Annotated in this window: 21 protein-coding genes; 10 read left to right on the top strand and 11 right to left on the bottom strand. The window is 70.3% G+C overall.

Annotated features, from left to right (window positions below):
* Positions 1 to 15: 15 nt before the first annotated feature.
* From RIC11_RS08185 to RIC11_RS08160, 6 genes are all read right to left on the bottom strand, one after another.
* Entirely contained in the window at positions 16 to 1053 is a 1038-nt protein-coding gene (locus RIC11_RS08185) for a dipeptide epimerase (RefSeq protein ID WP_350210150.1), read from the bottom strand.
* A gap of 32 nt (positions 1054 to 1085) precedes the next feature.
* The gene (locus RIC11_RS08180) at positions 1086 to 2144 is read right to left on the bottom strand and encodes an N-acetyltransferase DgcN family protein (RefSeq protein ID WP_350210148.1); all 1059 of its coding nucleotides are present in this window, start codon (positions 2142 to 2144) and stop codon (positions 1086 to 1088) included.
* A 139-nt stretch (positions 2145 to 2283) separates the two neighbouring features.
* Positions 2284 to 3237: a S66 peptidase family protein gene (locus tag RIC11_RS08175; protein ID WP_350210147.1), complete on the bottom strand. Its 954-nt coding sequence runs from the start codon at positions 3235 to 3237 to the stop codon at positions 2284 to 2286.
* Between the two features lie 205 nt (positions 3238 to 3442).
* Positions 3443 to 4003, bottom strand: a complete 561-nt coding sequence (locus RIC11_RS08170) for a spore maturation protein (protein WP_350210146.1) — start codon at positions 4001 to 4003, stop codon at positions 3443 to 3445.
* Entirely contained in the window at positions 4000 to 4758 is a 759-nt protein-coding gene (locus RIC11_RS08165; RefSeq protein ID WP_350210144.1) for a nucleoside recognition domain-containing protein, read from the bottom strand. The genes RIC11_RS08170 and RIC11_RS08165 overlap by 4 nt, the downstream gene beginning before the upstream one ends.
* A 68-nt stretch (positions 4759 to 4826) precedes the next feature.
* Positions 4827 to 6185 carry a M14 family zinc carboxypeptidase gene (locus tag RIC11_RS08160; protein WP_350210142.1) on the bottom strand — a complete coding sequence of 453 codons (1359 nt, stop codon included), beginning with the start codon at positions 6183 to 6185 and terminating at the stop codon, positions 4827 to 4829.
* A 217-nt stretch (positions 6186 to 6402) separates the two neighbouring features.
* Here RIC11_RS08160 and fucP point away from each other — a divergent pair, with 217 nt between their 5' ends.
* The 8 genes from fucP (at position 6403) to RIC11_RS08120 (ending at position 14964) form a co-directional block, all read left to right on the top strand.
* On the top strand, positions 6403 to 7842 hold the full coding sequence (gene fucP / locus RIC11_RS08155; RefSeq protein WP_350210140.1) for an L-fucose:H+ symporter permease: 1440 nt from the start codon (positions 6403 to 6405) through the stop codon (positions 7840 to 7842).
* A gap of 1 nt (position 7843) precedes the next feature.
* Positions 7844 to 8878: an aldo/keto reductase gene (locus RIC11_RS08150; RefSeq protein WP_350210138.1), complete on the top strand. Its 1035-nt coding sequence runs from the start codon at positions 7844 to 7846 to the stop codon at positions 8876 to 8878.
* Between the two features lie 7 nt (positions 8879 to 8885).
* On the top strand, positions 8886 to 9275 hold the full coding sequence (locus RIC11_RS08145; RefSeq protein WP_350210136.1) for an RbsD/FucU domain-containing protein: 390 nt from the start codon (positions 8886 to 8888) through the stop codon (positions 9273 to 9275).
* Positions 9276 to 9461: 186 nt separating this feature from the next.
* Positions 9462 to 10307, top strand: coding sequence for an amidohydrolase family protein (locus RIC11_RS08140; protein WP_350210135.1), 846 nt, complete (start codon positions 9462 to 9464; stop codon positions 10305 to 10307).
* Entirely contained in the window at positions 10304 to 11623 is a 1320-nt protein-coding gene (locus tag RIC11_RS08135) for an enolase C-terminal domain-like protein (RefSeq protein ID WP_350210133.1), read from the top strand. The genes RIC11_RS08140 and RIC11_RS08135 overlap by 4 nt, the downstream gene beginning before the upstream one ends.
* Before the next feature lie 55 nt (positions 11624 to 11678).
* Entirely contained in the window at positions 11679 to 12425 is a 747-nt protein-coding gene (locus RIC11_RS08130; protein WP_350210132.1) for an SDR family oxidoreductase, read from the top strand.
* Between the two features lie 97 nt (positions 12426 to 12522).
* Positions 12523 to 13368 (top strand): fumarylacetoacetate hydrolase family protein, encoded by an 846-nt coding sequence (locus RIC11_RS08125; protein ID WP_350210130.1) that lies wholly within the window; start codon positions 12523 to 12525, stop codon positions 13366 to 13368.
* Between the two features lie 147 nt (positions 13369 to 13515).
* Positions 13516 to 14964, top strand: coding sequence for a sulfatase family protein (locus RIC11_RS08120; RefSeq protein WP_350210128.1), 1449 nt, complete (start codon positions 13516 to 13518; stop codon positions 14962 to 14964).
* A 25-nt stretch (positions 14965 to 14989) separates the two neighbouring features.
* On the opposite strand, the gene RIC11_RS08115 is transcribed toward RIC11_RS08120, so the two are convergent.
* The 3 genes from RIC11_RS08115 to kaiB all read right to left on the bottom strand — a co-directional run bounded on the left by RIC11_RS08115 (position 14990) and on the right by kaiB (position 18641).
* Positions 14990 to 16795, bottom strand: coding sequence for a response regulator (locus RIC11_RS08115; protein WP_350210126.1), 1806 nt, complete (start codon positions 16793 to 16795; stop codon positions 14990 to 14992).
* Positions 16788 to 18284, bottom strand: a complete 1497-nt coding sequence (gene kaiC, locus RIC11_RS08110; protein ID WP_350210125.1) for a circadian clock protein KaiC — start codon at positions 18282 to 18284, stop codon at positions 16788 to 16790. The genes RIC11_RS08115 and kaiC overlap by 8 nt, the downstream gene beginning before the upstream one ends.
* A gap of 63 nt (positions 18285 to 18347) precedes the next feature.
* On the bottom strand, positions 18348 to 18641 hold the full coding sequence (gene kaiB, locus RIC11_RS08105) for a circadian clock protein KaiB (RefSeq protein WP_350210123.1): 294 nt from the start codon (positions 18639 to 18641) through the stop codon (positions 18348 to 18350).
* Between the two features lie 151 nt (positions 18642 to 18792).
* On the opposite strand from kaiB, the gene RIC11_RS08100 reads away from it, so the two are divergent.
* Both RIC11_RS08100 and RIC11_RS08095 read left to right on the top strand, forming a co-directional pair.
* Positions 18793 to 20127 (top strand): Gfo/Idh/MocA family protein, encoded by a 1335-nt coding sequence (locus RIC11_RS08100; RefSeq protein WP_350210121.1) that lies wholly within the window; start codon positions 18793 to 18795, stop codon positions 20125 to 20127.
* A gap of 42 nt (positions 20128 to 20169) precedes the next feature.
* Positions 20170 to 21045: an ABC transporter permease gene (locus RIC11_RS08095; RefSeq protein ID WP_350210119.1), complete on the top strand. Its 876-nt coding sequence runs from the start codon at positions 20170 to 20172 to the stop codon at positions 21043 to 21045.
* Here the strand turns inward: RIC11_RS08095 and RIC11_RS08090 are convergent.
* Positions 21020 to 21688 (bottom strand): ATP-binding cassette domain-containing protein, encoded by a 669-nt coding sequence (locus RIC11_RS08090; protein WP_350210118.1) that lies wholly within the window; start codon positions 21686 to 21688, stop codon positions 21020 to 21022. The two genes, RIC11_RS08095 and RIC11_RS08090, sit on opposite strands and share 26 nt — an antisense overlap.
* Before the next feature lie 92 nt (positions 21689 to 21780).
* Positions 21781 to 23190 (bottom strand): PP2C family protein-serine/threonine phosphatase, encoded by a 1410-nt coding sequence (locus tag RIC11_RS08085; RefSeq protein WP_350210116.1) that lies wholly within the window; start codon positions 23188 to 23190, stop codon positions 21781 to 21783.

The raw sequence follows: 23190 nt of genomic DNA, 5'->3' as shown, positions 1-23190 counted from the left end.
TCTCTGCGGGGTCTTCTAAAGCGGTCCGTCGAGCAGCCGCACGCCAGAGCCCGGAGCGTCGGGCAGGCGGCACTCGCCGCGGACCACCTCGGCCCCGGCGGCGATGTCGCTGGCGAGCAGCGCGGCGCCGTCCATGTCGACGTAGTCCAGCATTGGCAGCAGCTGCGCGATCGCCGAGATGCCGACCGTCGATTCGGTCATGCAGCCGACCATGGTCTTCATGCCCAGCCCGCGGGCCTCCTCGAGCATCCGCCGCGCGGGCGCGAGGCCGCCGCACTTCATGAGCTTGACGTTCACGCCGTGGAATCGGCCCGCGCAGCGCGCGACGTCGGCCTCGACCACGCAGCTCTCGTCGGCCACGACCGGCAGGGGCGAGCCGGCGAAGACCCGCTCGGCGCCGGCCGTGTCTTCGGCCGGCAGCGGCTGCTCGATGAACTCGACGCCCAGCTCTTTCAGCTCGGCCGAGTAGTCGATCGCCTGGTCGGCGGACCAGCCGCAGTTCGCGTCGACGCGGAACACCGCGTCGGTGCAGCGGCGCAGCTCGCGGACGATCTCGAGGTCGTTGTCCGTGCCGAGCTTGATCTTGAAGATCGGCCAGTCGCTCCATTTCTGGAGCTTCTCGACCATCTTCGGGATCGTGTCGATGCCGATCGTGTAGTTCGACAGCGGCGCGTGCGTGCGGTCGAGGCCCCACAGCTCCGCGAGCGGCTTGCCGGCCAGCTTGCCCCACAGGTCGTGGGCCGCCTGGTCGATCGCGCACAGGGGGAACGCGTCGGGGCCCTCGGCGCGGAGCGTGTGGCCGACGGCGGCGAGCAGCTCGTCGGGCCGCTCGGCGGGGGTCGCTTCGATGGCGGGGCGGACGCGCTCCAGCGCGTCGGCCATCCGGTCGAGCGTGACGCCGTAGTAGCGGTTGGTGGTCGCCTCGCCGTAGCCGTAGCAGCCGCGCTCGCCCAACTGGACGATCATCGTCGGCTGCACGTCGGTCGACCCGCGCGAGATGGTGAACGTCTCGCGGAGCGGCAGCTCGTAGGGGCGGTAGCGGAGCTCGGGCATACGCGGCGGGGCTGGTTTAGCCGGGGGCGGGGTCAACCGGCGGAGGGGGCGAACAGCTCGTCGCGCAGCGCGAGCACCGCATCGGACAGCACGCCTGGGCCGTCGCGGATCGGGTCCACGGCGGGCAGGCCCAGCTCGTCGCTGACGCGGGCCGCCTCGTCGCAGGCCTCGCGCGGGCTGAGCCGCCGGCTGTTGATCGCCACCGCGATGACCTTCGAGCACTGCAAGAGCGCGGCGGCCGACTCGTAGGCCTCGACGATCTCTTTCAGCGGCCTCAGCGGCGCGTGTGGCAGGCCGTTCATGTGGGGCCGACCGGCCTCGTACACGAGGATCATCCCTTGGGGGCGGCAGCCGTGCAGCAGGCCGAGGCTCACGCTCGAGTACCGCGGGTGGGCGATCGTGGCTTGCCCCTCGACGACGACGATGTCGTGCTGCTCGTTCTGGCGGACGAGCTTCTCGGCCGCGCCGTTGATGAAGTCGGCGACCACGCAATCGATGGGGATGCCGTCCCCCTCGATCATGATGCCGGTCTGGCCCGTCGCGAGGAACTTCGCGTTCTCGCCACGCGCCTTCAGGTCGTTGGCCACCTCCAGGGCGGCGAGCATCTTGCCGACCGAGCAGTCGTTGCCGATCGTGAGCAGCCGCAGGCAGCCCTCGCGGAACGGCTCGCCGGTGGCCACGTCGCGCTCGCGGTTCTTGCGCACGTCCCAGATCGACACGCCCTTCTCGGCGGCCGCGTCGCGCAGCTCGGGGACCTCGCCGAGGAAGTCGTGCAGGCCGGACACCAGGTCCATGCCGCGGTCGATCGCTTCCTTGAAGGTCGGCATCCACTCGGGCGGGACCTTCCCGCCGGCCGGCGCGACGCCGACCATCAGCGTGTTCGCGTCGGGCGCCTCGGCGAGCGACGCGACGATCGGCGTCTGGCCCCCCACGCCGAGCACCTCCTCGGCGGTCTTGCCGGCGTTCTGGCGGTCGAGCACGGCGACCGCTTGCTCGCCCCGGTAGCGCAGCACGTTGACCGCGGTCTTGGCGGAGATCGGGTCGCCCTTCCCATCGGTCAGCAGGACGATCCGGCGAGGCTGGTTGCTCATTCTCGGGGGCGCTTGGGGGCAGGCGGGCGGCGGGCTTGGGGAGAGCGAAACGCTCCGCCGAGCCTACCAGACGATCCTATTAGCGGGCAGCAGCCCCCTTAAGCGGGTCGCCGCGCAAGTGCTTCGCCGTTACGCGCAGCTAGCCCCGCCCCCCGACGGCCGGCTCCAGCCGCCGCAGCTCGCCCCGCCCGGCGTCGAGCAGGTATCTCGCGCCGAAAGCCAGCGCCTGGTTCGGCTGCGCGTGCCCGAAGGGCAGGCCGGTCAACACCGGCACGCCGAGGCCGCCCAGGTAGTGCTCCAGCACACGGGTCAGCTCCTGAGGGTCGCCTTCGCCGCAGTCGGTGAAATGCCCAACGGCCACGCCGGCGACCCGCTCTAGCTGCCCCGCCAGGCGGAACTGGGCCAGGTACCGGTCGACTCGGTAGGGCGCCTCGCCGATCTCCTCGATCGCGAAGATCGCCCCGTCGAGGTCCACCTGCCACGGCGTGCCGACGAGGCCGGCGATCACGGCCAGGTTGCCGCCGGCCAGCCGCCCACGGGCCACGCCGGGCCGGTTGACCGACGCGGCGACCGCGCCGGCGTGGGCCGCGTCGGCGGTCGAAACGCCCTCGGCCGCGTCGCCGCAGGCGAGCCGCAGCAGGGTTTCGCCGTCGGCCGGGTTGCGCGACACGCTCGCCGGCAGGTCGATCGCGTTGGGCGAATGGAAGGTCACGAGCCCCGTGCGGCGCCACACCGCAGCGTGCAGCGCCGAGAGGTCGCTGTAGCCGGCGATGACCTTGGGGTCGGCCGCCAGCGCGGCGTAGTCGATCCGATCGAGTACCCGCACGAGGCCGTAGCCGCCGCGCACGGCGACCACCGCGCGGACCTCCGGGTCACGCAGCGCGGCGTTGAGCTCACGGGCGCGGGTGTCGTCGTCCGCGGACAAGAAGTCTTGCGGGTCGCACAGGTCGCGGCCGACCCGCACGCGGAAGCCGGCCGCCTCCCAAGCGGCGACCGCCGGGTCGAGCTGCTCGCGCTTCGGGCTGCTGGCCGGCGCGACGATAGCGACCGTGTCGCCGGGACACAGCGCGGGGGCTTTGAGAGGTTCACTCATCGCAGAAGCGTAAGCCTTTGACTCGCACCAAGGGCAAACCCGTCTGGTGATTCGTCTGCCCACGAATCTCACAAATCAACGCGAATCGACGGGGCGCCGCGATCGGACCTCTCACCAGACAATTATCACTTTTCTATTCGCGCAGATTCGATTGATTCGTGGGCAAAACGGCGAATGAGCGGTTTCAACGCCACTCCCCGGCGCGTTAAGCGAACAAGAGCAGGCCGACCAGCACGGCCGCGATCGCGCCGGCCGCGTCGGCCGCCAGGCACGCGGGGAGCGTGTGGCGCGAATTGCGGACCTGGACCGCGCCGTAGTACACGGCGATCACGTAGAAGGTGGTCTCGGTGCTCCCCATCATCAGCGACGCGATCTGGCCCAGCAGGCTGTCGGGGCCGTGGGTGTCGAAGATCTCGACCAGCACGCCCCGCGCGCCGCCGCCGGACAGCGGGCGGATCAGCGCCAGCGGGAGCAGCTCGAGCCCCTCGGCCGCTTCCTCGGCGCCGACGGTCGACAGGCCCCAGGCGGCGACGGTCTTGATGTCTTCGAAGATGCCGCTCGCGGTGAACACCTTCACCACCACCAGGATCGCGACCAGGTAGGGGATGATCATCACGGCCACGTTGAAGCCTTCCTTCGCGCCGGTCACGAACGCCGAGTACATCGGCACGCCCTTGGCGCGGCCCCAGAGCACGATCAGGAGCATCAGGCCGGGGATCGACCACTGGCTCACCGCGTCGAGCACCGCGCGGAACACGTCGATCATGGCGTGGCGCCCTCCGCTTCTTCCTCGGTCCCGTCCGGCGGCGTGTCGGCTGGCGCCACCGCGTAACGCGGCCACTTCTGCAGCGTTCGAATGGTGAAGATCGCCACGCCGGTGCTCACGCAAGTCGCGAGGAACATGCCGCCGATCGGCGACGCGGGCGACTCGCTGCCGGCGGCCGCGCGGAGGGCGATGATCGAGATCGGCAGCAGCGTCACGCTGCTGGTGTTGATCGCAAGGAAGGTCGCCATCGCGTTGGTGGCGGTCCCCTCGTGCGGGTTGAGCTTGTCGAGCTCGCGCATCGCTTGCAGGCCGAACGGCGTGGCCGCGTTGTCCAGGCCGAGCATGTTCGCCGAGATATTCATCAGCATCGCCCCTTGCGCGGGGTGGCCCGTGGGCACGTCGGGGAACAGCCACCGCATGACCGGCTCGAGCAGCCGCGCGAGCGCATCGACCATGCCCGCCTGCTTGGCGATCTCGAGCATCCCCAGCCACAGCGCCATCACGCCGATCAGCTGCAAGCAGATCTCGACCGCCAGCTGCGCGGCGTCGATCGCCGCGTCGGTCAGCTCTTGCCCCCGCTGGGTGATCGCCCAGCGGTCGGCGACCGGCTCGGGGGGCTCGGCGCCCTCCGCTTGCTCAACGGCGGCGGGCGGGGGGGCAGGCGGGGGCGGATCCGGCTCGGACAGGGCCGCCTTGCCCAGGCCGTACAGCACGCCGACCGTAAGCAACCAGAACCAAACGCGGTCCAATAGCACAGCAGAGCCCCGCAGGCGGCAGAGGGATCGAGCCCGATGCGACAGCCGTTCGGCAGCAGCGACGCGACCTAGGCCCCGCCCTGCCCCGCCGGCTGGCTGTCATTCCAGGCGAGCCTACCCGCGACGATCACCGCCAGCAATCGATCCACCGCGCCGGAGCGACCCACCTGCGCAATAACGAGGTCCGCGGGCGCGCCGCGGCGTACCGTGCCGCTCGCGCTGTTCTGGGCCGCTTCGAGGCCGATCGCGCGATAATCGACGGGCGCGCCGTCGGTCGGCTCCGGGACAGCGCCCGCTGGCAGGGGCAGAGCGACCGCGTGCGGCGTCGCGCGGCAGTCTAGCTCCTCGATCCCGTAGCGATCCGCCAGATCGCCCAAGTCCTCAACGACGCCGTCCGTCGCGTCGGGGCGGGCCGCCGAGCGGTTGGGGTAGTTGATCCCCAGGTCGACCCCTGCGGGCCGCGGTTCGCCCGGCCGCGCGAGCCACACGCCGCGGACGAGCACGTCGAACAGCGGCTCGCTCGCGACCTCCTTGAGCCGCGTGTACGCGCTGCTGTCGGTGGGCATCGTTTCGGGGTGGGCGATCAGGCTCAGGCCCGTGAGCAGCGAGAAGAGCTGCAGCTCCTCGGCGGTGGGCGAGTCGCCGTGTTGGATGCCGCCCGACTCGAGCAGCACGGTCGTCGCGCCCGACGCTTGGAACCACTCGCCGAAAGCCGTCGGAGTGTAATCCGCGCCGTAGCGCGTGAGCCGGCCTTCGCAGAGCGGGCAAGCGGCCTCGGCGATCGCGCCGGCCAGGCGCTTGGCGGCCGCCAGGTTCGGGGGCTGGCTGCCGGCCCGGCCGACCAGCGACGCGTCGACCGGCGGCGCGAGGACCGCCATCCGCGTTGGCCGCGGGTCGCCGGCGGGGCGCTTGCGGTGGTTCTGGTTGTGGAGGTTCAGCGCGTACTCCGGCGCGACGAGCTTGGCCGCCTGCTTGAGCATCCGCCCCTCGGCGGTCGCGGTGTGGCGGGCGTCGCGGTTGAGGTCGATGCCGGCCGCGTTGTAGCGGCTGTCGCGCTGGGCGCCGTCGGGGTTGAGCAGGGGCACGAACCAGAGCGTGCAGCGCTCGAGGATCGATGCGAACGCGGGATCGTCGGCTTGGCGAATCAGCAGGTCGAGCAGCGCGAACACGGCCGACGTGTGGGTCGGCTCGTCGCCGTGCATCTGCGTCCACCCAAGCACATGCTTGGTCCCCCGCCCGACGCGGACCAGGTCGACCCGCCGCCCCTCGCCGGACAGACCCAGCGGCGAACGCTCCAGCCGCGCGCCGGGGCGGCTTTGCCGCGCGAGGCTCTCTAGGCGGTCGAGTTCCTCCTCGACCTGCGCGTGCCGCCATTGCCCCGCGCGGGGCGGCCCGTCGAGTCGGCGCCGGAGGTCTTGCCAATCCATTTTCGCGCAGTACTCCCGAGATTGAGTGTGCCCCGCGCCGCGACGGCGGGGACCGCAAGGAGTTGCTTCTCGGACTCCTTTTTGGACGAACGGAGCGGTTCTTGCGAGCCGCCCCTACCTTGCCGCGGGCATTCTGTCCACAATCACCCTCCCCGTCGGAGCCCGCCCGGGAGGCTACGCGGCGACCCTTCTCTTTTGCCTTGCCAATCGCGCCGCCGTGATAGAGCCCGACGCCGATAGCCTGACGCCCGACGACCCGCCGGCCCAGGGCGCCGGCGGCCGCGCGAAGCTGCTCCCCAGCGGGCGGCTGTGGCCGTTCATCCTCGTGACGCTGCTGTTCCCGCTGTGGGGCTTCGCGAACGACGTCACGAACCCGCTCGTCAAGGCGTTCCAGGAGATCTTCCTGATCAAGACCTGGCAGGCGTCGCTCGTGCAGTTCGCGTTCTACGGCGGCTACGCGACGATGGCTATCCCGGCCGCGCTCGCGATCCGCAAGATCTCGTTCAAGGCGGGCATCCTCATCGGGCTGGGGCTGTACGCGGTCGGAGCGTTGCTCTTTATCCCGGCCAGCTACTCGATGCAGTTCTGGCTGTTCCTGGTGTCGCTGTACGTGCTGACGTTCGGCCTGGCGTTCCTCGAGACCAGCGCGAACCCGTACATCCTCGCGATGGGGCCGAAGGAGACCGCCACCCGGCGGCTCAACCTGTCGCAGGCGTTCAATCCGGCCGGCTCGCTGATCGGCATGATCGTGTCGAGTCAGTTGGTGCTGCCTTTCCTGGCGGTCTCCGAGTTCCGCGCCGCGGAGAAAGACGCGCACCCCGAGTACGCGTCGATGCTGCCGGCCGAGATCGACGAAGCGATCACCGAAGAGCTGAAAGAGTACGCCGCCGAGAACCCGTCCGAACACCGCCAGATGCAGTCGCACGACTTGGCCGTGATCCGCGGGCCGTACGTGGTGATCGCCCTGGTGGTGATCGCGCTGGCGGTCGTGTTTGCCGTTACCAAGATGCCCGATCCGGCGCAAAACGAGGCGCCGATCCATTTGACAGAAGTGCTGCGAAACCTGTCCTCGTTCCGCTACGTGGGCGGGGTGGTCGCGCAGGGGGTCTACGTCGGCGCGCAGATCTGCTGCTGGACCTTCATCATCCACTACGGAGTAACTCTCCTAGGCCTGTCAGCCGCCGAGGCGCAGAACTACAACATCTGCGCGATGGTGCTGTTCCTCTGCAGCCGTTTCGTCTGGACCGCCGCGCTGGGGCGGGTGTCGGCCAGCCTGCTGCTCGCACTGCTCGCCTGCGGCGGCGTGTTGTTCACCGCGGGGGCTATCTTCCTGCCGGGCTACTACGGCCTCTACAGCCTGATCGCCATCTCGTGCTGCATGGCGGTGATGTTCCCGACGATCTACGGCATCGCATTGGACGGCCTGACCGTCGAGGACGCGAAGCTCGGATCGGCCGGACTGATCTTCGCCATTGTCGGCGGCGCCCTGATGCCGCCGCTGCAGGGCTACCTGATCGACCAGGGCGATATCCAGTTCATGGGCCGCACGCTCGAGTCGGTCCGCTACTCGTTCGTTCTGCCGCTGGGCTGCTTCGTGATGGTGGCGATCTACGGCGCGGCGGTGCACGCGACGCGCGGCCGCCGGGAGGCCGTTTGACGTGGCCGCCCCGACACGCCACGCGCCCGACCTGCCGCCGATCGTTTTCGGCAGCGCGACGCTCGGCAACCTGTTCGCCGCGTACCCGGACGAGCAGAAGCTGGCGATCGCCCGCGCGTGGATCCAGAGCGTGCCCAAGCCGGTCCACATCGACACGGCCGGCAAGTACGGCGCCGGGCTCGCGCTGGAGTGCATCGGCCGCAACCTGCGCGAGTTGGGCGTGGCGGCCGACGAGGTCGTCATCAGCAACAAGCTCGGCTGGGTCCGCAAGCCGCTGGAGGGCGACGAGCCGCTGTTCGAGCGCGGCATCTGGCACGGACTACAGCACGACGCCGAGCAGCAGATCTCCTACGACGGCATCCTCCGCTGCTGGGAGGAGGGAAACGAGCTGCTCGGCGAGCCGTACGCGGCGCGGCTGCTCTCCGTGCACGACCCGGACGAGTACCTGGCCGCCGCGGCCGACGAAGACGACCGCTTCCGCCGCTGGGACGACATCCAGGGCGCGTACCGCGCGCTGGCCGAGCTGCGCGACCGCGGCGAGGCCGACGCGGTGGGGGTGGGCGCGAAGGACTGGCGCACGATCGTGGAGGTCGACAAGCGGGTCGACCTCGACTGGGTGATGATCGCCAACAGCCTGACCCTCTACAGCCACCCCACGGAGCTGCTCGCGTTCGTCGACTCGCTCCGCGAGCGGGGCGTGCCGGCGATCAACTCGGCCGTGTTCCACTCGGGCTTCCTGGTCGGCGGCGACTTCTTCGACTACCACAAGCAGTCGCCCAGCAACCCCGAGGACCTCGAGCGCCTCGCCTGGCGCGAGCGCTTCTTCAAGGTCTGCCGCACGCACGGCGTCGAGCCGGCCGCCGCTTGCATGCACTTCGCGGTGTCGCCGCCGGGCGTGGTCGCGTTGGCGATCAGCAGCAGCCGGCCGGAGCGGATCGCGTCGGACGTGGCCGTGATGCGGTCGCCGCCGCCCCAGGCGTTCTGGGAAGAGCTCAAGACCCGCCGCCTGATCGACCCAACCTCCTCGCCTGTGTGAGGCCGCCATGCTCGTCCGGGGCATCCTAAACCCGCATATCAACTCGCTGCTCGCGCGGGTGCGGCACACCAACACGCTGGTGATCGCCGACCGGGGCTTCCCGTCGTGGCCGGGCCTCGAGACGGTCGACCTGTCGCTGGTCGACGACCTGCCGCGCGTGCTCGACGTGCTCGCCGCGATCCGCGAGAACTTCGTCGTCGGCGCCGCGTGGATGGCCGAGGAGTTCGTCCGAGAGAACGACGCCCCGACCGTCGCGCGGTTCGACCAAGCCCTCGACGGCGTGCGCCTGACGCGCGAGCCGCACGACGAGTTCAAGCGGCGCGTGCCCACCGCGACCGGCTTGATCCGCACCGGCGACACCACGCAGTACGCGAACCTGATCCTCGAGTCGGCGTAGGGGGCGCAACCGAGATTCCACCGCGGCCGGCTGGCGGTTCCCCAATTTCGTTCGAAAGCGGAAAGTGGAAAGCGGGACCAGCTCGCTCCCAAACTCTCCCCGCATTCCGCATTCCGCATTCCGCATTCCCATTTCCCCTTTCCCATTTCCCCTTTCCGCATTCCGCTCTCCGCTCTCCGCTTTCCGATGATCGTCGACGCCCACCACCACTTCTGGGACTACTCGCCCGACGAGTACGGCTGGATCGACCCCGAGTCGATGGGGGGGATCGCGCGCAATTTCGCGCCCGGCGACCTGCGCGCGGTGCTCGACGCGGCCGGCGTCGACGCGGCCGTGAGCGTGCAGGCGCGGCAGACGGTCGATGAGACGAAGTGGCTGCTGTCGTTGGCCGACGACGCTCCATGGATCGCCGGCGTGGTCGGCTGGGCCCCTCTCGCCGCGGCCGACGCGCGCGAGCGGCTCGCCGAGCTGGCCCACCCGAAGCTCTGCGGCGTGCGGCACGTGGTGCAGGACGAGCCGGACGACCGCTTCCTGCTGCGGGAGGATTTCAACCGCGGCGTGGCGGCGCTGCTGGATTTCGAGCTCGTGTACGACCTCCTGGTCTTCGAGCGGCACCTGGGCGTAGCGGCCGAGTTCGTCGACCGGCACCCGTCGCAGCCGTTCGTTCTGGACCACCTGGCGAAGCCGCCGATCAACAGCGGCGAGCTACAAGGCTGGCGCCGCGGCTTGGGGGAACTCGCGCAGCGGCCGAATGTCTACGCGAAGCTCTCCGGTTTGGTGACCGAGGCCGACTGGACCCGCTGGCGTAGAGAGGACCTGCTGCCGTGCCTCGACGCGGCGCTCGAGTCGTTCGGGCCGGACCGGCTGATGTTCGGCTCGGACTGGCCCGTGTGCCTGCTGGCGAGCGGCTACGAGGACTGGAAACGAATCATCGACGACTGGGCCGCCCCGCTCTCGCCGAGCGAGCGTAGCCGCCTGATGGGCGGCGTGGCGTGCGAGGTCTACGGCCTTTGTCCGGAGGGCGTGTGTTGAGCGGCCTGCCTGCGATCAGCGATTACGAAATCGTCGACCTGCGCTTCCCCACGTCCGACGAGGCGCACGGCTCCGACGCGATGCACGCGGACCCGGACTACTCGGCCGCTTACGTGGTGCTCCGCGCCGGCGGCGAGGCCGAGGGCCACGGCCTCACGTTCACGCTGGGGCGTGGCACCGACGTGGTCGTCGCGTCGGCGCGGATCCTCTGCGACATGGTCGTGGGGATGTCGCTCGAAGAGATCACCGCCGACTTCGCCGGCTTCTGGCGGCGGCTCACCAGCGAGTCGCAGCTCCGCTGGCTGGGGCCCGAGAAGGGCGTCGTGCACCTGGCGGCCGCGGCGGTCGTCAACGCGTTGTGGGACCTGTGGGCGAAGGCCGAGGGCAAGCCGGTCTGGAAGCTCCTGGCTGACATGCCGGCCGAGCGGCTGGTGAGCTGCGTCGACTTCCGCTACCTGACCGACGCGCTCACGCCGGACGAGGCGCTGCGCCTCGTCGAGCAGAACGACGCCGGCCGCGCCGACCGCGAAGCGGAACTGCTCCGCGACGGCTTCCCCGCGTACACGACCAGCGCGGGCTGGCTCGGCTACTCCGACGAGCGGATCCGCTCGCTGTGCCGCGCGGCGCTGGCCGACGGGTGGGACACGTTCAAGCTCAAGGTGGGCGCCGACCTGGAGGACGACCGCCGCCGCGCGGCGATCATCCGCGAAGAGATCGGCCCGGACCGCCGGCTGATGGTCGACGCGAACCAGCGGTGGGACGTGCCCGAGGCGATCGAGTGGGTCCGCCAACTGGCCGAGTTCGACCTGTGGTGGGTCGAGGAGCCGACCTCGCCGGACGACGTCGTCGGCCACGCGGCCATCGCCCGCGCGATCGCGCCGATCGGTGTGGCCACGGGCGAGCAGTGCCAGAACCGCGTGGTCTTCAAGCAGCTCTTGCAGCAGGAGGCGATCTCCTTCTGCCAGATCGACTCGTGCCGCCTGGGCGGCGTCAACGAGGTGCTGGCCGTGCTCTTGCTGGCCAAGAAGTTCGGCGTGTCGGTCTGCCCCCACGCGGGCGGGGTGGGCCTCTGCGAGTACGTGAACCACCTGATCATGGTCGACTACGTGCGGATCGGCGCCAGCCTGGAGAACCGCGTGTGCGAGTTCGTCGACCACCTGCACGAGCACTTCGTCGACCCCTGCGTGGTCCGCCGCGGCCGCTACATGCCCCCCACGGCGCCGGGCTACAGCGCGCGAATCAAGGCCGAGTCGCTCGCCGAGTACCGCTACCCCGACGGGCCCGTTTGGAGCGAGCGGAGGGGGAGTCGGCAGTAGGCAGCGGGCAGCAACTCACAACTCACAACTCACAACTCACGCCTCACCACTCGACATGTCAGATCGACTCCAAGGGAAGCGCGCGCTGCTCACGGCCGCGGGGCAAGGGATCGGCCGCGCGACCGCGTTGGCCTTCGCGCGCGAGGGGGCGAGCGTCGTGGCGACGGACATCGACGCCGGCGCGCTGGAGTCGCTGGCCGCGGCCGCGCCGGGCGTCCAGACCGCGGTGCTCGACGCGCGCGACGCTTCGGCGATCGAGCGTGTGGCGGCCGACTCGGGGCCGCTGGACGTGCTGTTCAGCTGCGCGGGGTTTGTGCACCACGGCACGATCCTCGACTGCGGCGAAGAGGATTGGTCGTTCTCGTTCGACCTGAACGTGACCAGCGCGTACCGCCTGACCAAGGCCGTGCTGCCGGGCATGCTCCAGCGGGGGGGCGGGAGCCTCGTGTACGTGGCGAGCGTCGCGTCGAGCGTGCGCGGCGTGCCGAACCGCTTCGTCTACGGCGCCACCAAGGCGGCCGTCATCGGCCTGACGAAAGCCGTCGCGGCCGACTTCGTCGGCAAGGGGATCCGCGCCAACGCGATCTGCCCCGGCACGGTCGAGTCCCCCTCGCTCCAGCGGCGCATCAAAGCCCAGGGCGGCGACTACGACGCGGTGCGGCAGTCGTTCATCGACCGCCAACCGATGGGACGCCTCGGCACGCCCGAGGAGATCGCCGAGCTGGCGGTGTACCTCGCGTCGGACGAGTCGGCGTACACCACCGGCGCGATCCACGTGATCGACGGCGGGTGGTGCATGTAGCCCCTCGCCCCTCACCTCACTCTGCCGCTAAACCTCACTCTGCCGCTAAACCACACTCTGCCGCTAAACCTCACTCTGCCAGCCAAAGCCACCCAAGATGAAACTGCTCCGCTACGGCCCACCAGGACAAGAGAAGCCCGGGCTAGTCGACTCCGATGGCCGCATCCGTTCCCTTGCGGGCGTGATCGACGACCTGGCCGGCGCGGCGCTCGGCCCTGATTCGCTCGCGCGGCTCGCGGAGCTCGACGCCGGCTCGCTCGACCCGGTCGACGAGCCCGTGCGGCTCGGGCCCTGCGTGGCCGGCGTGGGAAAGTTCCTCTGTATCGGGCTGAACTACGCCGACCACGCCGCGGAGAGCGGCATGGAGGTCCCCGCCGAGCCGGTCGTGTTCATGAAGGCCACCAGCGCCATCGTCGGCCCGAACGACGACGTCGAAATCCCGCGCCGCTCGGAGAAGACCGACTGGGAGGTCGAGCTCGGCGTCGTGATCGGTTCGACGGCGAAATACGTTTCCGAGGAGGAGGCCCTCGACCACGTGGCCGGCTACTGCGTGGTGAACGACCTGTCGGAACGCGAGTTCCAGCTCGAGCGGCTCGGCCAGTGGGTCAAAGGCAAGAGCTGTGACACGTTCGCTCCCATCGGGCCCTACCTTGTCACCCGCGACGAGGCCCCCGACCCACAGAACCTCGGCCTGTGGCTGGAGGTCGACGGCCACCGCTACCAAGACGGCTCGACCAGCACGATGGTGTTCGGCGTGGCGAAGCTGGTGAGCTACCTCAGCCAGTTCATGTCGCTGCAGCCCGGCGACATCCTCTCGACCGGCACACCGCCGGGGGTGGGGCTGGGCCAGAAGCCGCAGGTGTACCTGAAGCCGGGCCAACAGATGCGCCTGGGGATCGAAGGCCTCGGCGAGCAAACCCAGCGCACGGTCGCGGCGCCGTAAGGGACCGCTGGCGGTCTTTGGCGACAGAGCCCCGGGGCGTCAGCCCGGGGAGCGGCGCGCCGGACGATCGGTGACACACTCGCCGGGCTGACGCCCGAGGCTCTGGCGTTGATCCCAACTGTCACACCTTCTCCGGTGCGCGCGTCGATGACTCGCCTGTTCAGCCTGCTCGCGCTAGCGTTGTCGGCCGCCGCCGCCGGCGGCGAGCGGCCGAACGTGCTGTTCCTCTTCGCCGACGACCTCGCCTTCGACGCGGTCCTTCCCGGCGAGCACGACGGCGTCGATACGCCCCACCTGGACCGGCTCGCCGAACGGGGCGTGGTGTTCACGCGCGCGTACAACCCCGGCTCGTGGACGGGGGCGGTTTGCGTTCCCAGCCGCACGATGCTGAACACGGGCCGCTTCCTGTGGGACGCGCACGAGATCCACGAGGGCGACCGGAGCGGCTTCCAAGAGAAAAACCTGTGGTCCAACCGCCTGCGGCGCGCGGGCTACCACACGTTCTTCGCGGGCAAGTGGCACCTGCCGTTCGACCCGCACGAGGCTTTCGACACCGTCGGCACGGTCCGGCCGGGCATGCCGCCGACGGTCGAGTCCGCCTACAACCGCCCGCCTGCCGAGGGCCCCGACCCGTGGCGGTCGGACGACCGGTCGCTCGGCGGCTTCTGGCAAGGGGGCCGCCACTGGAGCGAGGTCCTCGCCGACGAGGCGGTCGAGTACCTTGGCGGCGCGGCCCGGCGCGAGCGGCCGTTCTTTTTGCAAGTGGCCTTCAACGCGCCGCACGACCCGCGTCAGGCCCCGACGGAATGCCTCGAGCGGTACCCCCTCGACCGGGTCGCCACGCCCGAGCCGTTCGCCGCCGAGTACCCCTACAACGAGGCCATCGGCTGCGGCCGCACCCACCGCGACGAACGCCTGGGCCCGTTCCCACGGACCGAGCACGCGGTGCGTGTGCACCGGCGCGAGTACCACGCGCTCATCACGCACACCGACGAGCAGGTCGGCCGCGTGCTCGAGGCGCTCGTGCACTCGGGCGAGGCCGACGACACCTGGGTCGTCTTCACCGCCGACCACGGCCTGGCGGTCGGCCGACACGGCCTGATGGGCAAGCAGAACCTGTACGACCACAGCGTGCGGGTCCCGCTGATCGTCGTTGGCCCCGGCGTGCCGGCCGGCGAGCGGCGCGACCAGCCGGTTTACCTGCAATCGGTCAACCCGACGACGCTCGAGCTGGCCGGCGCGCCGGCCCTGCCCGGCGACGCGTTCCCGAGCCTGCTGCCGCTCGTCGGAGACCCCGACCGCCGGAGCGAGCACGAAGCGATCTACGGCGCGTACCGCGAGCTGCAGCGCTCGGTCACGCGCGATGGGTGGAAACTGATCGCGTACCCCGCGGTCCCGACCGTGCGGCTGTACCACGTGGCCGAGGACCCGCGGGAGACCAGGGACCTCGCCGACGAACCGGAACAGAGCGACCGCGTGCGGTCGTTGTTCGCCGTGTTGCTGCGGCTGCAGGCCCGCTATGACGATCCGGCGCCGCTCGCCGAAGCGTTCCCCGACCTTGCGCCCGCCGGCGGCGCGCCGTCGGTCCGGCGCTAAGGCAGGCCTCGCGGTTCGCCGGGGTCTATTTCTTGAGCACCGCGGCGACGATCGCTTCGATGGGCTCGTCTTTCCTGAAGTAGCCGGTCGCGCCGGCGGCGATCATCGCGTCGGCGATGTCGGCCGGCTCGTGCATCGAGAGCCCGAACACGCGGGTCGCCGGCCGCGCGGCCACGAGGCGTTTGACCAGTTCGACGCCGTTGATGTCCGGCAGCGACACGTCGCAGAGCACCACGTCGGGCTCGGTCTCGGTCACCACCCGGAAGCCCTCTTCACCCGTGGCGGCGGCGGCGATCACGTCGACGCCCGCCTCGCGGCTGAGCAGCCGGGTGAACAGGTGTCGCACCGACCGCGAGTCTTCGATCAACACGACGCGGACCCTGTCGGCTGGGGCACGCGGCGGCGAGTCGGAGGGCTCCCGCTCGGAGGCCGGAGCGGCCGATTGGTGCGGCACGGTGATCTCGAACCGGGCCCCCGCGCCGGGACGGCTGACGACCCGCATGCCGCCGCCGTAGTGCTCCAGCCGCTGGCGGATCTGGAACAGGCCGAAGCCGCCGACGTCGTCGTCGGCCCGGGCGTCGAGTTGGTCGGTGGCGAAGCCGGGCCCGTCGTCGGAGCAGACGATCCTCAGGCTGTCGCTCGTCGAGAGGATCTCGACCGTCACGTCGGCCCCCTGCGCGTGCTTGGCCGTGTTGAAGAGCAGCTCGCGAACGCACTGGAACAGGAACGAACGCAGGGACTCGTCGTCCACCCGGAGCGACGCGTCGGCCCGCAGCGTGACCCGCACGCTGAACCGCTCGCGGTGCAGTCGGCAGAGCTTCTCCACGGCCGGCACGAGGCCCAGGTCGTCGAGGATCGTCGGCGTGAGCTCGGCCGTGAGCAGCCGGCAGGTGCGCGTCGCCTCGTCGATGTACTCGCAGGCGGCGGCGATCTCGGCTTGGGCCTCGGGTTGATCGATCGTGCTGTCGACCAGCATGAGGGTCATCCGCGTGGCCACGAGCGACTGCTGCAGCTCGTCGTGCAAGATCCGCGCCAGGCGGCGGCGTTCGCGCTCCTCGGCCTGGGAGAGCTGCCGCGTCAGCCGCTCGACGCGCCGCCGGTACCGCAGCGCCTGCCGCTCGGCCTCTTTCCGTGCGGAGATGTCCCTCAGCGAGACCAGCCGGCACGACCGCCCTTCGAAGACGATGTGCGAGCAGCGCAGTTCCGCGGTGATCGGATTCTTGCCGGGCGGGTTCAGCTCGATCTCGGTGTGCTCGCCCGAGAGCACCGGGTAGCCGAAGTCGTAGCCCAGCAGCGACGCGGCCGGCCGCTCGAGCAACCGCTCGGCCGCCGGGTTGAGGAACACGATCCGGCTCTCCGGGTCGATCACCAGCACGCCGTCGGCGTTGGCGTCGATCACGCTTTGCAGGCGCGCGTTCTGGCGGCGGAGTTCGTCCTTGAGCGTGTGCCGGTCGATCGCGTGCACGATCGACCTGAGCAACGCGCCGGGCGTCGCCTCGGCGATGGGCAGTGCGTCTTGCGCGCCCTGCTGCAGCAGCCGCTCGGCGGTGGCTTGCTGCTGGGGTTCGTAGACGGCGATGACCGGCTCGCAGAAGTCGTTCACCGCCGGGGGATCGTGCCCGTCCGAGCAGACCATGATCAGCGCGTCGCACTCGAGCGGCGTGTCTTCGCCCGGCCGGACGGACTCGATGAGTTCGCTGTCGGCCCCGGCTCGCTCCAGGCACTCTCGCACGGCGGCGGCCTCGGGCGACTCGGCCGAAAGCAACTTGAGCCTGCGGCCTGCGAGGGTCATCTGCGGTAGGCTGGCGATGGGGCGGGGCGGGCTATTCATCCGTGACCCTCGCTCCGAGGATGCCGCTGGGCGTGTTGAAGGGCTCGCCGATCTTCATCCCCTCGCCGGTGATCTCGAACCGCCGGATCGACTTGTCGTGGGCCGACCCTCGCATTTTTAACACCGTCAGGCCGCGGGCAACCCCGGAATCGAGCTCCACGTACCTCAGCAGGATGATAGCATCCGTCAGTGTCGAGATGTTCTGCTCCGTGACGGTGGTCACGCCGTACAGGTCGTCGGTCGTGGAGGTGTAGAGCCCCGCGATTTGACGCGTCTTGATCAACGAGGTCAGGCCGAGCACGAAGTCGCGGTAGCGGTCGATTGCGGCCACCCGTTTCATCGCGGTGATGCTGTCGACCACGATCCGTTGCGGCTGGAACTGGTCGATCGCGCGTTGGATCGACACCAAGTGCTGCTCCAGGCTGACCGACTCGGGCAACTGGCAATAGATCCGCAGCCGGTCGTTCTGCTCCATCGCCTCCAGGTCGATCCCCCAGCTCGCGGCGTTGCGCACCAACTGCGGGCGGCTCTCTTCGAAGCCGAGGAACAGCGCCTTGTCGCCCGCCTCGGCCGCGCCTTTCAGGAACTGCATGGCGGTGAGCGTCTTGCCGGCGCCCGTCGCGCCGGACACGATCGTGACCGAGTCTTGGAAGAACCCGCCGCTGCACATGTCGTCGAGTTCCTTCGACCCGGACGAGACCCGGCGGTTGGTCGATGGCTGGTCGAGCGTCATCGACCCGATCGGCGTCACGTGGATGCCGCCCGAGCTGATCGAGAAAGCGTGCTCGCCCGTGCTGTGCGCGCCGCCGCGGAGCTTGAGCACCTCGATCGTGCGGCGGCGCCGAACGACCGACGGGTGGTTGCGCAGCATGATCACCGCGTCGGCCACGTACTCCTCGACCTCGAAGCGCGTGACGTCGCCGTGCGCCTGAAGCAGCTCGGTGGTGAGCAGCGAGGTGACGTTCATCTCTTTGAGCATCGACGTCATCCGGAACAGCTCGCGGCGGACCGTTCCGGGGTCGGGGAAGCGTGTGAAGAGGGCCGCGAGCGAGTCGAGCGCGACCCGCTTCGCGCCGGCTTTCTCGACCGCGTAGCGGATGCGGACCCGCAGGCCTTCGAGGTTGAAGTTGCCGTTGACGAGCTGCTCTTCTTCGTCGGGCATCAGGCCGGCCGACACGAATCGCCACCTGCCCCGGGCCTCCCACGCGGGGATGTCCCAGCCGAACCCGGCCATGTTCTCGCGGACGTCATCGGGCGTTTCTTCGAACGCGACGAACACGCCGGGGCTATCGCACTTCTCGATCCCGGCCGCCAGGAACTGGACCGTGAAGACGGTCTTGCCGCTGGCGGACGTGCCGCAGACCAACGTCGGGCGGCCGAGCGGGATCCCCCCGCCGGTGAGGTCATCCACCCCGGGCACGCCGGTCTCTAAACGTGGGATGCCTGCGCTGGTGTCGCTCTGCCACGGGGAATACGCGTCGTTCGGCATGGCAGACGGGTTGGGCTTTCGCTGTGCGGTCGGGTCGCCGCGGCGGCGGTCGCGATCGGGTCGCTAACCGAGCTGCTTCGACGGCAACAAGTCCAGACCGAGCAAGACCTTCTCGCGGTCCGAGAGGTCGCCTATTAACCGCCGGATGGGGGGAGGCAACTCTTTCACGAGCGTGGGCACCGCCAGGATCCGCTCGTCCTCGGCGAGCTGAGGACGCTCGCGGATGTCGATTACCTCGAAGTCGTAGCAGCCCGACATCTCGTCGTCGCAGAGATTGCGGAGCGTTTCGATCGCTCGCTGGATCGCGGGCGTGATGTCTGTCACGTACAGCTTGAGCATGTACCGATCATCGGGCACGCGGCTTCCTCCAACGGTCGCAATGGGTCCAGGGACCGCCGAGAATACCCCCTGCGGCGGTTGTTTGCTACAACCGCACGTCAGGGTTTCGCTGCAGGAACGGGCGGAACGCCGCTGCTCGCCGCCGGACGACACCTCCTCGGATTGACCTATGAATCGACGCGTGTTCCTCAGCGGGGCCGCGGCGTCGGCCGCGTCGCCCCTGCTCGCGGCGACGCCCGCCGCTCGCCCGCTGCGGGTGGGACTGATCGGCGCGGGGTGGTACGGCAAGACCGACTTGCTGCACCTGATGCAGGTCGCGCCGGTGGAGGTCGTCGGGCTTTGCGACGTCGACCGCCAGATGCTCGACGCGGCGGCCAGCCTGATCGCCCAGCGGCAAACCTCGGGCAAACGGCCCCCGACCTACGGCGACCACCTCGAGATGCTCCGCCGCGAGGGGCCTGAGGTCGTGCTGGTGGCGACCCCCGACCACTGGCACTGCCTGCCGATGATCGACGCGGTCCGCTCCGGCGCCGACGTGTACGTGCAGAAGCCGATCAGCTACGACGTGGTCGAGGGGCAAGCCATGGTTGCGGCGGCCCGAAAGTACGGCCGCACGGTCCAGGTCGGCCTGCAACGCCGCAGCACGCCGCACCTGCTCGACGCAAAAAAGCGTTTCGTCGACAGCGGGAAAATTGGAGGAATCCACCACGCCGAGGTCTACGCCTACTACGGCCGCCCCGGCGAGTTCCCACCGCCGACCGAGCCGCCGGAACACCTGGACTGGGAGCGGTACGTGGGGCCCGCCAGCTGGCGCGACTACTCGCCGAAGATCCACCCACGCAGCTGGCGCGCGTGCGGCGAGTTCTCCAACGGCAAGACGGGCGACCTGTGCGTCCACTTCCTGGACGTCGTGCGGCAGTTCCTCGGCCTCGGGTGGCCACGCCGCATCTCGGCCACCGGCGGCCGGCTGGTCGCGCCGGCCGACTCGAACGTCAACGTGCACGACACACAGAACGCGCAGTTCGACTTCGGCCACACGCAGGTCATTTGGACCCAGCGCGATTGGGGCCTGCCGCCCGACCCCCAGTACCGCTGGGGCGCGACCTTGTTCGGCGAGAACGGCACGCTGAGGTTGAGCATCCACTCGTGGGACTACCAGCCTAAGAACGGCGAGCCGGAGCACGGCGACTGGCTCGACGAGTCCGACGAGTTCCCCGAAGACAAGCAACACCAAGAGACCGAGCTCTTCGCCGCGTCGGGCACCAGGGCGCACCTGCGCGACTTCCTCGCCGCCCGCACCGAGCAGCGGCGGCCGGCGGCCGATATCGAGGAGGGGCACATCTCGACCGCGTGCTGCTTGCTCGCCAACCTGTCGATGCGGCTCGGCCGCGGCCTGCAGTGGGACGCGGCGGCGGGCCGTGTCGTCGACGACCCGCAGGCGAACGAGGGCCTCGCCCGCGCGTACCGCTCGCCGTGGGAACACCCGACCCCGGAAACCGTGTAGGCCCAGCCGGCGGTGGCTTCACAGGCGGCCAACCGAGACGCGATGACCCGCGGCGCGACGACGATCGGCGACTTGGCCTTCTACAGCCTGCTGGCGTTGGCGGCCGCGGGGTACTTCCTGCTCGTCGTGCTGCTGCTGCTCGCCGACCTGAGCTATACGAGTTGGAGCGACATCCTGCGGGTGGTGTCGAGCAAGGAAGTCCGCTTCGCGTTCGGGCTGAGCCTGACGACGGCCACGCTCGCCGCGGCGCTGAGCGTGCTCGTCGCCACGCCGACCGGCTACCTGCTGTCGCGCTGCTCGGCGCGGGCAAGCGGCGCGCCCAACGCGTGGCGCAGCAAGCTGGTGGCGGTCGCCGACGCGGTGTTCGACATCCCGATCGTGGCGCCGCCGCTGGTGATCGGCGTGAGCCTGTTGATCCTGTTCAAGCACCCGCCCTTCTCCTGGCTGAGCGACGCGGTCGTGTACGAAGCGCCGGCCGTTGTGCTCGCCCAGTTTGTCGTGGCGTGTGCGTTCGCGGTTCGCACCATGCGGGCCGCGTTCGACCAGATCTCCGACCGCCAAGAGAAGGTCGCGCTGACGCTCGGAGCGAGCCGCTCGACCGCGTTCTGGACCGTCGCCCTGCCCCAAGCCCGCGTCGGCTTGCTGACCGCCGCCACGATCAGCTGGTCGAGGGCGCTGGGCGAATTCGGCCCGATCCTCGTGTTCGCCAGCGCCACGCGGATGCGGACCGAGGTCCTCCCAACCACCATCTACCTGGAGCTGCAAGCCGGCGACCTGGGGGCGGCGCTCGCGGTGAGCTTGCTGATGATCGGCCTAGCCGTCGGCGTGCTAATCGCGACGCGGTTGCTGATCCGCCCCGGCGCCGCGGCCGGCCTGCTTGTTGGGCCCCAACTCACCCGCCCGGCCCACGCCGACTAGCCGCCGCTCGCTCGTCGACAAGCCGGCCCTCGGCGAGCCGCAGCCGCCGGGCGGGTGTGTCGGCGTCGCGTGGGTCGTGGCTCACGTGGATGACCGTGGCGCCCGTCGACTCGGCGGCGGCTTGCAGCGCGTCGACCACGCCGGCGCGGGTCGCCTCGTCGAGGCCCGTGAGCGGCTCGTCGAGCAGCAGCGCACTCGGGCCGAAAGCGATCGCCCGCCCGAGGGCCACACGGCGCGCCTCGCCGCCGGAGAGGGCGCCCGGCCGGCGGTCGAGCAGCCCCGACAAGCCGAGCAAGCCCGCGACTTCCTCGACACGCTCCTCCGATCGGGGTCTCGGCCAACCTCGGCGGCGCAGCGCATAGCCGAGGTTCTCGCGCACGCTCATCGTGTCGAACAGCGCGTTGTCTTGCGGCAGGTAGCCGATCGACAAGCGCGACGGCGGCGTGCGGCTGACGTCGAGGCCATCGACCGTGATCGCGCCGGCCGCCACGGGCCGGAGCCCGCAGATGGCCTCGAGCAGCGAGGTCTTCCCCGCGCCGGAAGGCCCGAGCAACAGCGCCCGTTCACCCCGCTCGAGCCGCAGGTCGATCTGTTCGAGCCGGAACGCTCCGGCGTGGAGGGCGACCCGGCGGAGCTCGATCATGGGGCTTGGCCGGGTGTTGCCCGGCGTGCAGCGGGCCGCCGCTCGCTGCCAGCGGCGGCGCTGCGCACGCAGCGCGGCCCTTGCCGGGGCGGCTACCGGGCGGTGGGGGCCTTGGCTTTGTACCGGTGGGTCGTGCTGTCGTCGCAGGCCGAGTTGATGACCGAGCGGATGATCTCGGCGTACAGCGCGATCGACCGGCGGCAGTCGCCCGCGTCGTGCGCGGCGTCGGCCGCCGCTTGGGTCTCTCGGTGGGGCGACCAATCGATCGACAACCCGCCTTGGAAGGTGGGCGTGGCGCCGTCGTCGGCCGGGCAGCCGTTGGCCCCGGCGGCGCCCGCGGCCGGCGCGTCGGACGGGGCCGCTTCGGGCGGGTCTTTGGCGCGGGCGTCGAGCGAGGCAAGCTCCTTGACCATCTTGCCCATCGTGGCCGACGCGTCGGAGAAGTCGCCGCACTCGGTCCGGCGGTACGGCCCGTTGCCGTAGGGGCCTCCGACCAACCGCGCCCCGTTGGACCGCTTGCCCTTGCCGCCGGGCAACCAGTAGAGGGCGACCGCCGCCCCGAGCCCGAACGCCGCCAGCAGCATGCCGGTCAGGTTGCCCCACAGCCAAAACAGCACACCGGCGACGGCGCAGCCGGCGGCCACGCAGCCGGTCAGCACGGTGCTCTCGGTGCTGCGCCGGCGACACGGCTGGGGGACGCACTGCTTGCCCGCGAGGCATTCTGCCCGGGCGACGATCACCGAGATGTTGTCCGGCCCGCCGCGGAGGTTCGCGAGGTCGATGAGCGTCTGAGCCGCCTCGCGCGGCGGCAACGCGGCGAGCACGCCGGCGGCCAACGCGTCGTCGACCACGCCGGTCAGGCCGTCGCTGCACACGAGGAACGTGTCGCCGTCTTCGAGGGGGTGCGGGCCTTCCAGGTCGACGATCAGCGACTCGGTATCGTGGGGGCCTAGCGAACGGGTGATCACGTTCTTGGGGATGAACGATGGGACCTTGTCGTGCGACACGTTGGTGGTGGCCGCCATCTCCCAGACGAGGCTGTGATCGAACGTGAGCTGCTCGAGCACCGGGCCCCGCAAGCGGTAAACTCGGCTGTCGCCCACGTGGCCCAGCAGGGCGGCCCCGTGGGTGACGACCAAGCAGCTGCACGTGGTGCCCATGCCGACCAGGTCGGGCGAGGACTGGCCCTTCGCGTGGATCCGGCGGTTGGCCTCGCGGATCGCCTGCCGCAACGCGGCCGGCGCGGCTTCGGCCGCCGATTTCGCGTAGCAGTGGGGGATGGTCTCGGCCGCCATCTGGCTCGCCAGCTCGCCCGCCGCGTGGGCCCCCATGCCGTCGGCCACCAGCAGCAGCGCGTCGCCGGCGATCGGCTCCCCGGGGCCCGCTCCGGCCCGGCTCCAGATGGCGACGGCGTCTTGGTTAGCGGCCCGGCGCATGCCCACGTCCGACAGGCCGACGGCGTGGACGGCGAAAGCTGGCGTTTCTGGCGGATTCTCTGGCAT

This window comes from Botrimarina sp. (genome assembly GCF_040219535.1).
Classification (GTDB): domain Bacteria; phylum Planctomycetota; class Planctomycetia; order Pirellulales; family Lacipirellulaceae; genus Botrimarina.
The sequence above is the reverse complement of the archived record's forward strand: the minus strand, read 5'-3'. Positions and strand labels throughout refer to the sequence as shown.

Excerpts from the sequence above, each read along its gene's own strand:
- RIC11_RS08185 (WP_350210150.1), bottom strand. The coding sequence starts at position 1,053 with ATGCCCGAGCTCCGCTACCGCCCCTACGAGCTGCCGCTCCGCGAGACG.
- RIC11_RS08180 (WP_350210148.1), bottom strand. The coding sequence starts at position 2,144 with ATGAGCAACCAGCCTCGCCGGATCGTCCTGCTGACCGATGGGAAGGGC.
- RIC11_RS08175 (WP_350210147.1), bottom strand. The coding sequence starts at position 3,237 with ATGAGTGAACCTCTCAAAGCCCCCGCGCTGTGTCCCGGCGACACGGTC.
- RIC11_RS08170 (WP_350210146.1), bottom strand. The coding sequence starts at position 4,003 with ATGATCGACGTGTTCCGCGCGGTGCTCGACGCGGTGAGCCAGTGGTCG.
- RIC11_RS08160 (WP_350210142.1), bottom strand. The coding sequence starts at position 6,185 with ATGGATTGGCAAGACCTCCGGCGCCGACTCGACGGGCCGCCCCGCGCG.
- RIC11_RS08145 (WP_350210136.1), top strand. The coding sequence starts at position 8,886 with ATGCTCGTCCGGGGCATCCTAAACCCGCATATCAACTCGCTGCTCGCG.
- RIC11_RS08140 (WP_350210135.1), top strand. The coding sequence starts at position 9,462 with ATGATCGTCGACGCCCACCACCACTTCTGGGACTACTCGCCCGACGAG.
- RIC11_RS08130 (WP_350210132.1), top strand. The coding sequence starts at position 11,679 with ATGTCAGATCGACTCCAAGGGAAGCGCGCGCTGCTCACGGCCGCGGGG.
- RIC11_RS08125 (WP_350210130.1), top strand. The coding sequence starts at position 12,523 with ATGAAACTGCTCCGCTACGGCCCACCAGGACAAGAGAAGCCCGGGCTA.
- RIC11_RS08120 (WP_350210128.1), top strand. The coding sequence starts at position 13,516 with ATGACTCGCCTGTTCAGCCTGCTCGCGCTAGCGTTGTCGGCCGCCGCC.
- RIC11_RS08115 (WP_350210126.1), bottom strand. The coding sequence starts at position 16,795 with ATGAATAGCCCGCCCCGCCCCATCGCCAGCCTACCGCAGATGACCCTC.
- kaiC (WP_350210125.1), bottom strand. The coding sequence starts at position 18,284 with ATGCCGAACGACGCGTATTCCCCGTGGCAGAGCGACACCAGCGCAGGC.
- RIC11_RS08100 (WP_350210121.1), top strand. The coding sequence starts at position 18,793 with ATGAATCGACGCGTGTTCCTCAGCGGGGCCGCGGCGTCGGCCGCGTCG.
- RIC11_RS08095 (WP_350210119.1), top strand. The coding sequence starts at position 20,170 with ATGACCCGCGGCGCGACGACGATCGGCGACTTGGCCTTCTACAGCCTG.
- RIC11_RS08090 (WP_350210118.1), bottom strand. The coding sequence starts at position 21,688 with ATGATCGAGCTCCGCCGGGTCGCCCTCCACGCCGGAGCGTTCCGGCTC.
- RIC11_RS08085 (WP_350210116.1), bottom strand. The coding sequence starts at position 23,190 with ATGCCAGAGAATCCGCCAGAAACGCCAGCTTTCGCCGTCCACGCCGTC.